Origin of the sequence: Kocuria sediminis (assembly GCF_009735315.1) — a bacterium.
In the GTDB taxonomy this organism is placed as follows: Bacteria; Actinomycetota; Actinomycetes; order Actinomycetales; family Micrococcaceae; genus Kocuria; species Kocuria turfanensis.
On the sequence record NZ_WOGU01000003.1, the window covers coordinates 134,284 to 147,050 of the forward strand.

A 12,767-nucleotide genomic window follows, 5' to 3' on the forward strand; every position below is an offset into this window, starting at 1 on the left:
ACGCCCCGGCGGTCCCCGGACCGCCGGGGCCACCCCACATCTGCGGACAGACAGGTGTTCGCAGATGCACACATGCTGGCGGTGAACGACCGTCACCGCCGGAGGCCCACCATGCCCGACTCCTTCGTCTCGTGGGTGCTGCTGGCCGCGATCCCCGTGCTGCTCGTGATCGGCGGCCTGTCCGCCCTGCACTGGAGCCGCTACATCGGCACGCTGACCCGGCTGCACCGCTCCCGCAGCGGGCCGCAGGCCGCCCTCGCCCCGTCCACGGTGGCGTGGCTGGAGTTGCGCGGGGAGCAGCAGTACCGCCGGGCCTACCGCCGCACGTGGGAGCTCGCGGGCGTCCTGGCCCTGGGGCTGGCCGTGGCGCTGGCCGCCGGCTGAGCGGCCGGCGTCCCCCGGTGGTCCAGCTGCCCGGCGTCCTCGTGCTCTACGGGTGCCTCGTCGTGGCCGCCTCCGTCGCCACGTCCGCGTGGAGCCTCGTCCAGGCCGGGCTCCACCTCTCCGGGCCCGGCCGGCGCCGGGCCCCCGGAGCGCGGGCGGCCGTGGCCGCGCACCTGGATCGGGCCGTGGCCGGCGCGGGCCTGGCCGCGGCGACCGCCGCCCTTCCCCTCGGCCTCGGCCACGCGCGGCTGCTCGGCGCCCTGCTCTCGACGCTCTGACCCACCGCGCCACGCCGCACGGACCGTCCTTCCTCCGCAGGTGGCGTCACACTTCGTGATGAACTCGTGATCTCCGTGTAGATCTTTCCGCATGTATTTGCATGTGAGAACCTGTCTCGGGACCCCCCACCCCCCAGGAGTACGCGCATGCAACGATCCACGCTCACCCCCACCGTGTCCGCCCTCGCCCTGGCCCTCGTCCTGGCTCCGCTGACCCCCGCAGCGGCCGCCCCGGAGGACGCCGCATCGACCCCGTCCTCCCAGCAGGTCACCGACCAGGCACCCCCCGCGGTCACCGACCGGATGATCGTCAAGTACAAGACCCAGACCCCGGCCGCGGAGGCGGAGCGCAGCGTCGAGGACGCCGCCGCCGCCGTCGACGTCCCCGAGGCCGAGGAGGCCACCGAGGTGCGCAGCACCGCCGACGGCGCCGCCGTCGTCGAGCTGGCGGACGCGGTGCCCACCGACCGGGCCGAGAAGCTCGCCGAGAAGCTCGCCGAGGACCCGGACGTGGCCTACGCCGAACCTGACCGCCTGGTCTCCACCGCCCGGATCCCCGGCGCGGACGAGGAGACGCCCGAGCAGCTGGGCTCCGTGGCCGCCACCGCAGCCGACCCCGGGGTGCCGTCCCTGTGGGCGCTGGGCAACCTACGCGCCTTCGAGGCGTGGGACACCGCCACCGGCCGCGGCGTGACCATCGGGGTCGTGGACACCGGCTTCGCCAGCCACCCGGACCTGGACTCCAAGGTGATCGGCGGCTACGACTTCGTCTCGGCCGCGAACCTCGGCAACGACGGCAACGGCCGGGACACCGACCCGCGCGATCCGGGCACCTTCTCCAGCTACGGGCAGTGCTACGCCGGCTCCGCGGCCACGAACTCCATCTGGCACGGCACCCACGTGGCCGGCTCCGCGGCCGCCAAGCGGGACGCCTACGGCACCGTGGGCGTCGCCCCGGACGCCACCCTGCTCAACGCCCGCGCCCTCGGGGCGTGCGGCTACGGCTACGTCTCCGACATGGCCGACGCCGTACGGTGGCTTGCCGGCGCCCCCGTGAGCGGCGCCCCGGCGGCGCCCAAGCGCGCCGACGTGATCAACATGTCCCTGGCCCTGGGCGGGTCCTGCCCGGTGACCCTGCAGAGCGCCATCGACACCGCCTGGTCCCGGAACATCCCCGTGGCCGTGGCCGCCGGCAACTCGAACGCGCCGGCCATCGACTACGCCCCGGGCAACTGCTACAACGTCATCACCGTGGGGGCCATCGGCTCCGACCGTGTGAAGGCGCCGTACTCCAACCACGGCTGGGCCGTGGACATCTACGCCCCCGGGCACCACATCCTCTCCTCCGCGAACACCGGCACCCGAGGACCGGTCGCCCCGTCGACGAAGTTCGACTACGGCACCTCGATGGCCACGCCGCACGTGGCCGGCACCCTGGCGCTGCTGAAGCAGAAGAACCCCACGCTGACCGCCGCCCAGTACAAGCAGGCGATCCTGGACTCCGGCGACACCTGGGACACCCTGCCGGGCGGCAAGACCCTCAACACCCACGACGCGCTCTACATCACCAAGCCCGCCGCGACCGCCACCCCTGCCGCCCCGGCGCCCAGCTACACCACCAAGGGCGCGATCGGCTCCCTCTACACCCGGCTCAAGGGCCAGACCGGGGCCCCCACCTCCAACGAGAAGCCCGTCGCCGGCGGCGCCTACCAGACCTTCGCGAAGGGCACCATCTACTGGTCCTCCGCCACCGGGGCCTACTGGGTGCGCGGCGGCGTGGAGACCGCCTACGAGCGCCACGGCACCGCCAGCGGAGTGCTGCGCTTCCCCCGCTCGGACGAGAAGTCCAACGGCATCGGCGGCGCCTATCAGCTGTTCCAGAACGGCAAGATCCTCTGGGGCTCCGCCCACGGCGCCTTCGCGCTCGAGGGCGCCGTCGGCGCGGCCTACGCCGCGCTGGGCAGCGAGAAGGGAGCACTCGGCTACCCGATCTCGGACAAGCAGAGCAACGGCGCCGGCGGCTACTACCAGCGCTTCCAGCGGGGCACCATCCTGCAGGGCCCGCAGACCGGGGCCCACGCGGTCAAGGGCGAGATCAAGAACGCCTACGCGCGCAAGGGCTCGGAGCGCGGCTCCCTGGGCTACCCCACGGCCGGAGAGACCTCCGACGGCGCCGGCGGGGTCCAGCAGACCTTCCAGAAGGGCCGGATCGTGTGGACCGCCGCCACCGGGGCGCACCCCCTCCAGGGGTCGATCGCCGGGCGCCACGCCCAGTCGGGCGGCACGGCCGGCGTCCTGGGCTACCCCACCACCGACGAGGCCCCGACCGGCACCGGCGGCGCCTACCAGGTCTTCCAGAAGGGCCGCATCTACTGGAGCCCGACCACCTACGCGCAGGAGATCAAGGGCTCGATCGGCGACGCCTACCTCGCCCTGGGCGGGACGAAGAGCCGGCTGGGCTTCCCCCGCACGGGAGAGGTCACCCGCGCCGACCGCTCCGTGGTGCAGACCTTCCAGGGCGGATCGATCACCTGGCGCCCCGGCGGCTCGATCCGGATCGACTACCGCTGATCCAGTCCGGTCCCGCCGCGGCCCCGCTCCCGTCCCACGGGAGCGGGGCCGCGGCGCGTCCGGGACCGACGACGGGCCCACGGCCGCGTCACCGGCCCTGGCCGTGGGCACCGGCGCGGACCGCGCCCCGGCTCAGACCAGCGGGACCAGCCCCGAGCGCAGCAGCGGCAGCCCGCGCACGGTGAGGAACTGCTCGATCGTGGTCACCGACGGCGACGTGCGGTCCTCCTCCGCGTCCCACAGCGCCTCGCACTCGTCGCAGAACTGGACGATCTCCTGGGTGGCGGTCACCCGGTAGCGGGCCACCGTGCCGTAGTCGCACTCGGTGCACTCGTTGGACTCCATGGAAGCGCACTCCTTCGGGCCGTCCCGGAGGGTTCCCGGGTGGTCGGCGATGGACCGAGGACCCCACTGCACCGGTGCGGGGTGCGCTCGCGAGGTCCTCGATGGATCAGATTGTGCACCCGGACGCCCCGGGCGCGGAAGAGCCCCGCCCCGGCGCAGCACCAGCACCCGCCGCGCCTCGCCTCCGCGGTCCCGGTCCGCCCCGCGCACTGCCGGGGAGCGGAACACGCCGATCCGCAGTAAGGTCACGCACATGGGTGACCAGCCGTACGAGTTGATGGACGCGCGACAGGCCGCCGACGCGCTCGACGCCTATCTGGCCGAACGCGACCCGGCGCTGCGGCGCCTGCGCGGTGCCCTGGCGGACGGCGGTCTGGACCCGGACGAGACGCTCGACGGGTCGGTCTACTCCGTCTCCCCGCTGTGGGCCTGGATCACCGCGCGGATCGCCGCGCTCGGGGTGGACCCGCACCCGCTCGCCGACGATCCGACCCGTCCCGGCTGGCCGTCCTGGGCACGGCACGGCCGGCTCGTGGACCCGCACCCGCCGGCCGAGACGATCGCGCTGGTCGACGGGTTCGCCTCCTACCTCGGCCGGGTCATCGGCGCCGAGGCTCCGGAGGCGGCCTGGCAGGTCGGTGAGCACCTGCTCGCCGACCACCCGCTGCTGAACTACCCCGTGCTCGCCACCGACCACCACCTGATCTTCCTGCCGGCCATCCCGCTCTACAGCGCCTATCAGTCCGCCCACGGCCGGGCCCCCATGAGCGGGACGGAGATGCTCGCCCACACCCGCCGCACGATCGACGCCCTGCACGGGGAGGGGCCGGAGGCCGCCGCCATCGAGGAACCTCTGGTGACGGTGGTCGCCGAGGTCGACTGCTTCGACGTCGGGCTGCGCGAGGACATCCCCGCCGAGCACCCGCAGATCGTGCCGCAGCTGATCGACGAGCTGTGCGCCCGGGACGGCGTCGCGTCCGTGCACCGGTACGGGCCCGCCGCCCTGGTCGTCGACGTCACCGACTGGGACGAGCTGCGCCTGAAGCTGTGGTGCACCCTGTGGCTGCAGCGCCACCTGCCGCGCTGACGCGCCGCGGAGCCGCTGACGGACGGGCCCACGGATGTGCTGCGGCTGCTGTTCGCGGGCGCCCGCACCGGGTCCTGCCGGTGCCGACCGGTCCGGTCGGCTCGTCCCCCGCGCGTTGGGCGGCCGCCCGCCCGAGCTAGGGCGTCGCCCGTGCCCGCGCCAGCTTCTCCGTCTGCCGCAGGTCGACGGCGATCCCGGCCACCCCGGTCAGCAGGGCGGCGGTGATGAACTCGATCTCGGCGAAGTGGACGGCCGCGCAGAACAGGACGGTGGTCAGCACGGCCAGGCCCGCGCGGGTGGTCGTCCGCGTCGCCGTGGCTCTCTCGTACGGGCTGCGCGTCGTCGGTGTGCTCATGGTCCCCGAGCCTGCCACCGGCACCTGTGCCGCGCCTGAGTCGAGGCCAGGAGTCGCCCGTCCGGCACAGGAGCGGGGGCTGTGGTGTACCGCCGCCCCGGGTCGCCGGGTCACGAGGACCTCGGTGCGCTCACCGGGAGTACTCCGGGGGAAGGTGCCCTCTGCTGCCCGGCGTCGGGGCGCCACGTTCCTTGCGCAGCCGGGTGGCACGGTACTCGTCCCGGGCCAGCCCGAAGGTGTACCAGCCACCGAACCCTGCCAGGGCGACCAGGAACAACGCACCCCAGTAGGGTTGCCGCCCCTCCGTCATGGGGGTGAAGAACATGATCCAGGCGAGGACGAAGAGGAACCCCAGCACCGCGGTCAGCATGCCCATGCCCCACCAGGTGCTCACCTGGACCTGGCCGCGGCCGGGGGTGAAGCCGATCTCGTCTCCGGCGTAGCTGTGCAGCTCACCGGTGGCCGTGGTGCGCAGCACCCGCTTCTCGCCGCGGGCCACGGCCTGCTTGTGCTCGGCGTAGACGGCGTCGTTGCGCCGGTCCTGCTCAGGGTCGTACGCCACGTCTGTTCCTTCGATGGATCGGATGAGGGCATCGACGCCGAGGTGGGCGCCGGCCGGGTCGTGCAGGATGCGGCTCACAGCGTCAGGGTGACGCCCTCGGCGGTGCAGGCGCCGGCGTTGGCGAAGACCGCGTCGCGGATGGCGTCCTTCGAGGACTGTTCCGGCTGACCACCGGACCCGGCCACCACCGCGTGGTCGACGGCGATGAGGCTCAGCGCCGCGAAGAGGCCGCGCAGGTCCCCCGAGACCGTCTCCTTGGCCTCCTCGGAGGCCAGGTAGATCTCGTCGTAGGCCTTTGGGTCGTTGCCCGCGGTGGCCGCGTACTCGGCCCAGAGCTCGTTGAACCTCTCGCACGCCTCCTTGACGTCGCCGGCGGCCATCGGTGTCGACGGCGACTCCGACGTCGGGGCCCCCGCGGTGGACTCGGCCGGGGCCGCGGACGCGGCGTCATCCACCGCGGGGCCTTCGGAGCATCCCGTCAGAGCGCCGAGTCCGACGAGCGCGGTGGCGGCGAGCATTCTCTTCACGGTGGGGGGGTCCCTTCGTGGTGCGGGTCGGGTGGCGGAGTGCGCGTCGAACGGGGAGGGGATCGCAGAATCGTGACGACGAGCAGCACCGCCGCCCTCGGTGCTCCAGCCGGCGGAGGGGCGGATCGTCGCTGCGCTGCAGGGCCCCGGAGAAGGCCAGCGTAGCCCGGGCCCGGGGGGCACCCCGGGAGGACGCGGCGAGCGCCCCGGCGCTCCACTGCGGGGCCCGGGGCGTACGGCTCCGTGCTAGGCCAGGCCCAGCTGGTGGGAGATGCCGGCGACGTCGAAGTAGCGGCGTTCCTCGGTGATCCTGCCGGCGTCGTCGAAGCGGATGAAGGCGGCATAGGGCAGCCGCAATCGCCTTCCCGTGGCCGGCAGGGGCGTTCCCCCGGGCACGCCGATCGGGCCGGTGTTCGTCCCGGTCATCGTGATTTCGACCGCAGCGGTCCCTCCGGAGGTCAGCATCTGGTGCAGCTCGCCGACGACGTCGGGGAAGGCAGTGAGGAACTTCCTCATGTCGCGCCGGATCGCCTCCTGGCCACGCAGCGGTGCGGAGTACTCCGGGTCGTGCAGCACCGCGGCCTCGGCGTAGTAGGTGCTGTGCCGGTCCGCGTCGTGGGCGTTGACGGCGGCCAGCTGCTCCTCGAGCACGCGCCGGCAGGACGCGGCGACGTCCGCCGCGGAACCGTCCATGATCACGGCCTGCTCGAGTCGAGCAGGCCGAGCTGCTGGGCCAGACCCATGAGGTCGTAGTAGCGGTGCTCCTCCTCGATCAGACCGTCCTCGGCCCGGCGGCAGAACACGGCGATCGCGAGCGATGCCCGCCGGCCGGTGGGAGCGATCTCCCCGATGGGCATGAGCATCGGGCCGGTGTGGGTGCCGACGAGCAGGGCCCGGAACGCCGTGGTGGGGCCCTCGCCCGGCAACAGCTCCTCCAGCTGCAGGGTGAGGTCCGGCATGGCGGTGATCAGCTGCTGGGCGTCCTGCTGGATCCCGGCCCGCCCGCGCAGCGGCTCCGGGGCGGCCGGGTCGTAGCCGATGGCGTCGGGGCTGTAGAAGGAGGCGAACTTCGCCGCGTCGTGGGTGTTGAAGGCGTCGATCACCTCCTGGACGCGCTGACGACCGTCCCCGCCCGCTCCGGGCACCGGTCCGACGACGGATGTGTGCGGCTCGCTCATGATGACCTCCGTTCCCCGAGGGCCCCGCCCCTGCACGGAGCCGTCTCCCGACGGTAGGCACCACCCGGAGGCCGCCCCAAGCGCTGCCCCTGCATCGCCGCAGGACTGTTACCGGCGGCCGCATCATGACGCTGTTCCGGGCGGCGAGCGCCGCCGTGGTCACGGCGCCGGCGCCTCGTCCTCCCGTCGGCGACGGGTGCGGCCGGCCGGCGTGCTCACGGACCTGCTCATCGAGCACGGGCAGCAGAGGAGCGCCCCCGCGGCCGGCTCACCGCTGCGCACCGCCCAGCGCAGCGCCGCCGACGAGAGGTCCCTGCTGCCCGGGACGCGGATGCTCAGCTCCACCCGCCGCACCGTCGACGCCCTGCACCCGGAGGGCCCCGGGACCGCGGCCCGCGAGGATCCGCTGGTGGCGCTGGTCGCCGTGGTCGGCTGCTTCGGCGCCGGGCTGCGCGGGGACATCGCCGGCAAGCGCCTCGGGGTGCTGCGCGCGGAGCTCACCGCCGACGGCCTGGACCCGGACGCCCTGCTGGACGGGTTCACCGACTACGCGGCCACCGTCATCACCGAGCTGCGCGGGGAGAACGAACCGGTCCCCGTGGTGGAGGAGCCGCTCGTGGAGGTCGGGGCCGACGCCGACGACGGGGTCTTCGACGTCGGGCTGCACGAGGAGATCGCCCACGAGCACTCCCGCAAGGTCAACCAGCTGGTCAAGGAGCTCGCCACCCAGCCGGGCGTCCTCTCGGCCCACCGGGAGGACCGCGAGGTGCTGCTGGTGCGCGCCCCGGACTGGAACGCCCAGCAGCTCGAGCAATGGGTCCTCGACTGGCTGCAGGCACGGATCCCCGAGCTCGGCTGAGCCCGCCACTCCGTCACTTCATCTGACGTGTGTGGCGTCCGTGCCGCGCTTCCCCTCTGCGACCGATCCAGGTGCCGATCAGTGCGCCGACCGTGGAGACGGTCACCAGCAGCACGTTGTCGGTGCTCACTGCGAACCAGACCAAGAACAGAAATCCCAACAGGGCGACTACGTTCCCACGGTCGCGCCTGCGCTGCGCCGGCAACTTCTCTCCGCGATGCCGCGAGGCCCTCGCGCTCACCGACCACCCCGCCGCTTCTCACGGGCCTCGAGCACCGCAGCCACCACGAGCACCACGGCCATGCCGAACAGCACCCACCCGCCCCAGCTGCCTCGGGTGGTGAAGACGATGACACCGACCACCGTCACCGCGGCCAGCACCACGAGCAGCCATGAGGCCCTCCGGTTCGTCACAGCTCTCCCCCTCCCCTGACGTCTTCCTGCCCGCATCCTGGCACGGCGGCCACCGTGCCGTCGTTCCCCTCATGTGCACCTGCCGCGCCACATCGGCCCGCCGGTAGCGTCAGCGCCATGGACCTGTCCGCCCCGCGCACCGACGAGGTGCCAGTACCCACCACTGGGCAGGTGCTGGTGCGCACACTGCCCGCGACCGCCATCACGGCGATCGGGGTTCCCGCTGGCTGTGTGGTGGCTGCTGGACTCCTCCGGAGAGATCCGCACCCCGTGGTGGCCGCTGGTGCTCGCCGCCCTGTTTGCGGTGCCTCTGGCCGTGCATCACTTCGTCAGGGCGCCACGTCCGCGGCGGGACAAGCGCGTGAACCCGCAGCGGGTCAAAGCGCTGCTCGAGAAGCCCGAGCACCCCGGGGTCGCACCGGAAGGCCATGCCGTGCGCACGGCCGCCGGCGTGACCGCCTGTGATCGCATCGAGGCGGCAGCCGTCAGCGTTGGATTGTCTCTGGCCATTCTGGTTCTGCTGCTGACCCGTGGCGACAGAGTGTGGACCATGCTCACGGTCGTGTTCGGGTTCTTCGCCGTGATCCACGTCGTCCGGGCCCGCCGCGGCTGGGCCTACCTGCGCGCCCTGCACGCCGCTGAGCGCACCGGCTGACGGGCCGCCGCCCGGACCGGGCGGGGCCTACTCCCAGCCCGGCTCACCGGGAACGTAGCCCGGCAACTGCGCGTCGTCGTTGACCTCCAGCCGCACCCCGTAGGTCAGCAGCTGGTGCTCGGCCGAGCACCCCGGCAGCCGGGTGCCGGCACCGGGAACCGCCTCGAGCTCCACGGCCACTTCGCTGCTGGGACGCATCGTCAGCTCCCAGGGGTTCGGTCCCTCGTCGAAGGCATAGTGCAATCCCTGGATGGCGCGCACGGTGCCGGTCACCAGCAGGTGCGGTACGTGCTCGGGCGTCTCGCCGTGGTGCTCCTCGCGGTAGCGCCGCACCGTACCGGTGTCCTGGCTCGGGGCCCGGGCCACCAATCTCCACGTCACCGTCGCACCGATGCGGAACGGGTTCCCGCAGCACTGCTGCTCCCACTCGCTGAGCTCCACCTCGATCATCATGGAGCCGAACCTAGCAACGGCCGACGTGCCCGTGGACACCCGGTACCCCGCCCGAGGCTCACCATGCCGTCCGGCGGTTAGGGTGGCGGCCATGACGCGCCGACCGTTCCCGCTCGCAACCACCGCCACCGTGACGGCGCTGGCCATCACCTCGTGCGGCTCACCGGCAGGACCCGGAGCGGCCCCGACCCTGGACCTCACCAGTTGGGCCGCCGACTACCTGCCTGTCCCCGCCGAGGGTGGGTTATCCATGGCCAACATCACCGACCCGCGCGGCGGCTTCTCCAGCGACTCGGCCGACGACGTCGAGCCGGGCTGGTACGCGGTCACCATGGCCTGTGCGCCGACGGACACCGGCGCCGTGCCGGAGGACAGCTCGCCGAAGATCGCACTCAAGGGTGAGAACGGCGCCTACGGCGGAGGAGACTGCTCAGCCTCTCCGATCACCACGACTGTCTATGTCGGCATCCCGGATGAGCCGGCTCCGGAGACCATCAGCGTGGAGGTCATGGCAGACGGCCGGGAGTACTACTGGGGAGTGTCCGCGTCCCCGACGACCGCCCCGGAGTAGCTCGTCCCGGTCCGCCTGCGCGACGATCGGTGTCGAGTCAGGACGTCACCGGCGCCAGCTTCGGGTACTCGTCTGCCGCGTTCGGAGCGCGACACCGAACAGCGCGACCATCTCTGGAGCTCAGGAGGAGGACGGCGGTACTCCGGGTCCTGCTTCCCGCCCTCTCGAACGGAACCCGTGAGTATCCCTTGCCGCCAGGTCGGCCATCCTCCGAGCTGGCTCCAGCCTGCACCGGGCACTGGGCGAAGCAGCGATCCGCACCAGCGTCAGCGCCCGGCCTGCTCCGTGGCTGCGGTCCGTTCCTCGGCGGCGCGCGCGTTTCCGCTGGATCGCCACGGCCACCCAGTAGGACTCCGGGGCTGAGACCACGACCGAGTCCTCCCCGGTGGTGCTGCGCCCGGAGCGACGACCGAGTCGGCCGGTCTCCGCGCACTTCGGCGCATTGCTGGTGCCCCCAGTCAGACTCGAACTGACACTGAGCGGATTTTAAGTCCGCTGCCTCTGCCGATTGGGCTATGGGGGCCGGTGACGCCCTCCCGGGCGCCGCACCACCCTACCCCGTCACCGCGCCGGAGGGCGCGGCGCCGCCCGCCCGGATCGAGTATCCTTCGACGGTGGTCGAGCAGCCGGCCGCGTCGTCGTCGAACACGCAGGAGGCTGCCGCCGTGCACCATCCACCCCTCGCACCCACCGCCCGGAGGTCCCCGGAGGGACACTGCCCCGAGGTGCTCGGCCCCGGGCACGCCGCGGGAACCCGGCGGGCGGCATGAGCGACGGCACGAGCGAGCACCCGGTGGCGCTCGGCGACCCGACGCCGAGCACCTACCTGCCTCCGGAGGCGGCGTTCCCGGCGGATCTGACCGAGCTGGCCGCGACGGAGCTGCACGTGCTCCACAGCAAGGTCTCCCGCCAGCTCGAGCAGGAGTACCTCACCGTCCCGGGCGGGGCGCATCCCCTCACGCTGGAGCGGTGCCAGGAGATCACCGTGGAGCTCGACGCCCGCGAGATCAATGCCGCCCGCAGCGCCCCGGACGCGCTGCGGTCTCAGTCGTCGTAGGTGTCCGCGAGCTGCCGCCGCTGGTGCTCCCGCCGGCTGTAGGTGGCCTCGCGGATCGCCTCGTCGCTGTCGAAGTTCGAGCCCAGGGCCCCGGCCAGGGTGCCCAGGGACGCGGCCAGCCAGGACAGGTGCGCGTAGTCGAGCACGGTCACCGGGTGACCGAGCTGGCTCTCGAGGTAGCCGGCCGCGATCACCGCCAGGGACACGCCGAAGAGCAACGCCCACAGCACCGCGTACATCAGGGCCACGCTCAGCCACACGGTGATGACGGTGGAGGCGTTGTCCGACCCGGCCCGCCAGGGCTCGTCGGGGTCCCTGCTCCGGTTCCACAGGCTGTTGTGGAAGATGAGCCACCCGCTGAGCGCCGCGGTGACCACCACGCTGATCATGGCCAGTCGCGCCGGGTGCAGGGCGTCGGACATGTTCCAGATGGAGGCGTAGAAGATGCCGAAGGCGCCGGTGGCCGCCGCCGCGGCCACACAGCTGGCCAACGCCGGAAGGAGCCGTCCGGGGCGGTTGCTCAGCACCATGCCGGCCAGCAGCCGCACCCGGTTTCCCCGTCCGGGCAGCACGATGTAGGAGACGTCCCCGGCACCGTCCGCCAGCAGGCAGCGGACCTGCCCGTGCCCGAGCGCCTCCACGACCTCCGGCGCGGAGGGACACTGCGCGGTGCCCTCCTGCAGCGCGTCGACCAGGGCGCCCAGCAGCCGGCGCGTCTTCTGCGAGAAGTGGTCGAGGCCCAGGGCCGGCAGGGAGACGAGGGCCGCGGCGGCATCGGCGCTGAGCTCACACACCATCGGGGCACCGCCGTGGGAGCGGGGCAGATCCGTCAGGTAGACGACGACGTCCCAGCCGTGGCGCTCCCGCAGCTGCCCCGCCCGGGCGAGCAGCGGGATGGTGCCCTCCTCGGTCAGGGGCAGCGTCTCGCGGCTGACCTCCGCCTTCCAGGAGACCCCCGGACCGGAGCGGGCCGACAGCATCCCGGGCAGATCCTCCGCGACCCGTCGGGCCACCTTCTCCGGCAGGCCGGGGTCGGCCATGATCCCCACCGTCGTCATTCGCATCGTCGTCCTCTCTCGTCGCGCGCCCGGCTGCGCCCACGGTCGTCCGGGCCGCGGGCGCGATGCGGCGCTCCGGGCGCATCGACAGGACGCTGTGGCGCCCGAGGACCTGCCGTCCTTCTCCGAGCCTAGCCTCCGATGACCGGGCCGGGACGGGCACCGGCGAACGGCCCGGGGCCAGAACGCCGAGCCGGGGTGGCAGGCTGCGCAGGACCGGCGCTGGGCGTCCGGCCGAGCCCGGCCGTCCGTGTGCACCGGTCGCTGCGGCGCGCCGGCACAGCAGCGTGCGCGGCCCGTGCGGCGTGATGGCTCGTCACGAGCCTGTCGGGCGTTTTGTGGACAGGTTGCTTGTGACGGCCGGCACACGCTGTCTAGGCTGAGCAGCGGTCCAGCAGGTGGCCGTCGGAATG

General features: G+C 73.0%; 17 protein-coding genes and 1 tRNA gene. 8 read left to right on the forward strand and 10 right to left on the reverse strand.

Translation table 11 applies throughout. From position 1 onward, the window contains the following. The first annotated feature begins 111 nt into the window (after nt 1-111). The 3 genes from GMA12_RS04910 (at nt 112) to GMA12_RS04920 (ending at nt 3,233) form a co-directional block, all read left to right on the forward strand. Entirely contained in the window at nt 112-384 is a 273-nt protein-coding gene (locus GMA12_RS04910; RefSeq protein ID WP_156267754.1) for a hypothetical protein, read from the forward strand. Nucleotides 385-401: 17 nt separating this feature from the next. Further along, complete coding sequence (locus GMA12_RS04915) at nt 402-662, forward strand: hypothetical protein (RefSeq protein WP_156267756.1); 261 nt, start codon at nt 402-404, stop codon at nt 660-662. A gap of 147 nt (nt 663-809) precedes the next feature. Next, complete coding sequence (locus tag GMA12_RS04920; RefSeq protein WP_156267758.1) at nt 810-3,233, forward strand: S8 family serine peptidase; 2,424 nt, start codon at nt 810-812, stop codon at nt 3,231-3,233. A gap of 132 nt (nt 3,234-3,365) precedes the next feature. On the opposite strand, the gene GMA12_RS04925 is transcribed toward GMA12_RS04920, so the two are convergent. Further along, the gene (locus GMA12_RS04925; RefSeq protein ID WP_156267760.1) at nt 3,366-3,578 is read right to left on the reverse strand and encodes a hypothetical protein; all 213 of its coding nucleotides are present in this window, start codon (nt 3,576-3,578) and stop codon (nt 3,366-3,368) included. Between the two features lie 253 nt (nt 3,579-3,831). Here GMA12_RS04925 and GMA12_RS04930 point away from each other — a divergent pair, with 253 nt between their 5' ends. After that, entirely contained in the window at nt 3,832-4,665 is an 834-nt protein-coding gene (locus tag GMA12_RS04930; RefSeq protein ID WP_156267762.1) for a hypothetical protein, read from the forward strand. Nucleotides 4,666-4,801: 136 nt separating this feature from the next. Here the strand turns inward: GMA12_RS04930 and GMA12_RS04935 are convergent, their stop codons facing one another. The 5 genes from GMA12_RS04935 to GMA12_RS04955 all read right to left on the reverse strand — a co-directional run bounded on the left by GMA12_RS04935 (nt 4,802) and on the right by GMA12_RS04955 (nt 7,287). Further along, nucleotides 4,802-5,020: a hypothetical protein gene (locus GMA12_RS04935; protein WP_156267764.1), complete on the reverse strand. Its 219-nt coding sequence runs from the start codon at nt 5,018-5,020 to the stop codon at nt 4,802-4,804. Nucleotides 5,021-5,150: 130 nt separating this feature from the next. Beyond that, entirely contained in the window at nt 5,151-5,582 is a 432-nt protein-coding gene (locus tag GMA12_RS04940) for a hypothetical protein (RefSeq protein ID WP_162459522.1), read from the reverse strand. 74 nt (nt 5,583-5,656) lie between these two features. Further along, entirely contained in the window at nt 5,657-6,037 is a 381-nt protein-coding gene (locus tag GMA12_RS04945; RefSeq protein ID WP_370830262.1) for a hypothetical protein, read from the reverse strand. Between the two features lie 318 nt (nt 6,038-6,355). Continuing rightward, nucleotides 6,356-6,802, reverse strand: a complete 447-nt coding sequence (locus tag GMA12_RS04950) for an ester cyclase (protein ID WP_156267766.1) — start codon at nt 6,800-6,802, stop codon at nt 6,356-6,358. Nucleotides 6,803-6,804: 2 nt separating this feature from the next. Then, complete coding sequence (locus GMA12_RS04955) at nt 6,805-7,287, reverse strand: ester cyclase (protein ID WP_156267768.1); 483 nt, start codon at nt 7,285-7,287, stop codon at nt 6,805-6,807. 211 nt (nt 7,288-7,498) lie between these two features. On the opposite strand from GMA12_RS04955, the gene GMA12_RS04960 reads away from it, so the two are divergent. Beyond that, the gene (locus GMA12_RS04960; protein WP_156267770.1) at nt 7,499-8,146 is read left to right on the forward strand and encodes a hypothetical protein; all 648 of its coding nucleotides are present in this window, start codon (nt 7,499-7,501) and stop codon (nt 8,144-8,146) included. A gap of 237 nt (nt 8,147-8,383) precedes the next feature. Here the strand turns inward: GMA12_RS04960 and GMA12_RS04965 are convergent, their stop codons facing one another. Further along, nucleotides 8,384-8,560, reverse strand: coding sequence for a hypothetical protein (locus GMA12_RS04965; RefSeq protein WP_156267772.1), 177 nt, complete (start codon nt 8,558-8,560; stop codon nt 8,384-8,386). A 283-nt stretch (nt 8,561-8,843) separates the two neighbouring features. Here GMA12_RS04965 and GMA12_RS04970 point away from each other — a divergent pair, with 283 nt between their 5' ends. Beyond that, entirely contained in the window at nt 8,844-9,215 is a 372-nt protein-coding gene (locus tag GMA12_RS04970) for a hypothetical protein (RefSeq protein WP_156267774.1), read from the forward strand. Nucleotides 9,216-9,242: 27 nt separating this feature from the next. On the opposite strand, the gene GMA12_RS04975 is transcribed toward GMA12_RS04970, so the two are convergent. Beyond that, nucleotides 9,243-9,668, reverse strand: coding sequence for a DUF6578 domain-containing protein (locus GMA12_RS04975; protein ID WP_156267776.1), 426 nt, complete (start codon nt 9,666-9,668; stop codon nt 9,243-9,245). Nucleotides 9,669-9,759: 91 nt separating this feature from the next. Between GMA12_RS04975 and GMA12_RS04980 the strand changes: the two genes are divergently transcribed. After that, a complete protein-coding gene (locus tag GMA12_RS04980; protein ID WP_156267778.1) occupies nt 9,760-10,239 on the forward strand; it encodes a hypothetical protein in 480 nt (159 codons plus the stop codon). 446 nt (nt 10,240-10,685) lie between these two features. On the opposite strand, the gene GMA12_RS04985 is transcribed toward GMA12_RS04980, so the two are convergent. Continuing rightward, nucleotides 10,686-10,762 (reverse strand) — tRNA-Leu (locus tag GMA12_RS04985). A 243-nt stretch (nt 10,763-11,005) separates the two neighbouring features. Here GMA12_RS04985 and GMA12_RS04990 point away from each other — a divergent pair. Continuing rightward, a complete protein-coding gene (locus GMA12_RS04990) occupies nt 11,006-11,296 on the forward strand; it encodes a hypothetical protein (RefSeq protein ID WP_156267780.1) in 291 nt (96 codons plus the stop codon). Here the strand turns inward: GMA12_RS04990 and GMA12_RS04995 are convergent. Continuing rightward, nucleotides 11,284-12,360 (reverse strand): hypothetical protein, encoded by a 1,077-nt coding sequence (locus GMA12_RS04995; RefSeq protein WP_156267782.1) that lies wholly within the window; start codon nt 12,358-12,360, stop codon nt 11,284-11,286. The two genes, GMA12_RS04990 and GMA12_RS04995, sit on opposite strands and share 13 nt — an antisense overlap. Nucleotides 12,361-12,767: the final 407 nt, after the last annotated feature.

Coding starts and splice junctions, on each gene's coding strand:
- GMA12_RS04910 (WP_156267754.1), top strand. CDS start 112: ATGCCCGACTCCTTCGTCTCGTGGGTGCTGCTGGCCGCGATCCCCGTG.
- GMA12_RS04920 (WP_156267758.1), top strand. CDS start 810: ATGCAACGATCCACGCTCACCCCCACCGTGTCCGCCCTCGCCCTGGCC.
- GMA12_RS04925 (WP_156267760.1), bottom strand. CDS start 3,578: ATGGAGTCCAACGAGTGCACCGAGTGCGACTACGGCACGGTGGCCCGC.
- GMA12_RS04930 (WP_156267762.1), top strand. CDS start 3,832: ATGGGTGACCAGCCGTACGAGTTGATGGACGCGCGACAGGCCGCCGAC.
- GMA12_RS04935 (WP_156267764.1), bottom strand. CDS start 5,020: ATGAGCACACCGACGACGCGCAGCCCGTACGAGAGAGCCACGGCGACG.
- GMA12_RS04950 (WP_156267766.1), bottom strand. CDS start 6,802: ATGGACGGTTCCGCGGCGGACGTCGCCGCGTCCTGCCGGCGCGTGCTC.
- GMA12_RS04955 (WP_156267768.1), bottom strand. CDS start 7,287: ATGAGCGAGCCGCACACATCCGTCGTCGGACCGGTGCCCGGAGCGGGC.
- GMA12_RS04975 (WP_156267776.1), bottom strand. CDS start 9,668: ATGATGATCGAGGTGGAGCTCAGCGAGTGGGAGCAGCAGTGCTGCGGG.
- GMA12_RS04980 (WP_156267778.1), top strand. CDS start 9,760: ATGACGCGCCGACCGTTCCCGCTCGCAACCACCGCCACCGTGACGGCG.
- GMA12_RS04990 (WP_156267780.1), top strand. CDS start 11,006: ATGAGCGACGGCACGAGCGAGCACCCGGTGGCGCTCGGCGACCCGACG.
- GMA12_RS04995 (WP_156267782.1), bottom strand. CDS start 12,360: ATGCGAATGACGACGGTGGGGATCATGGCCGACCCCGGCCTGCCGGAG.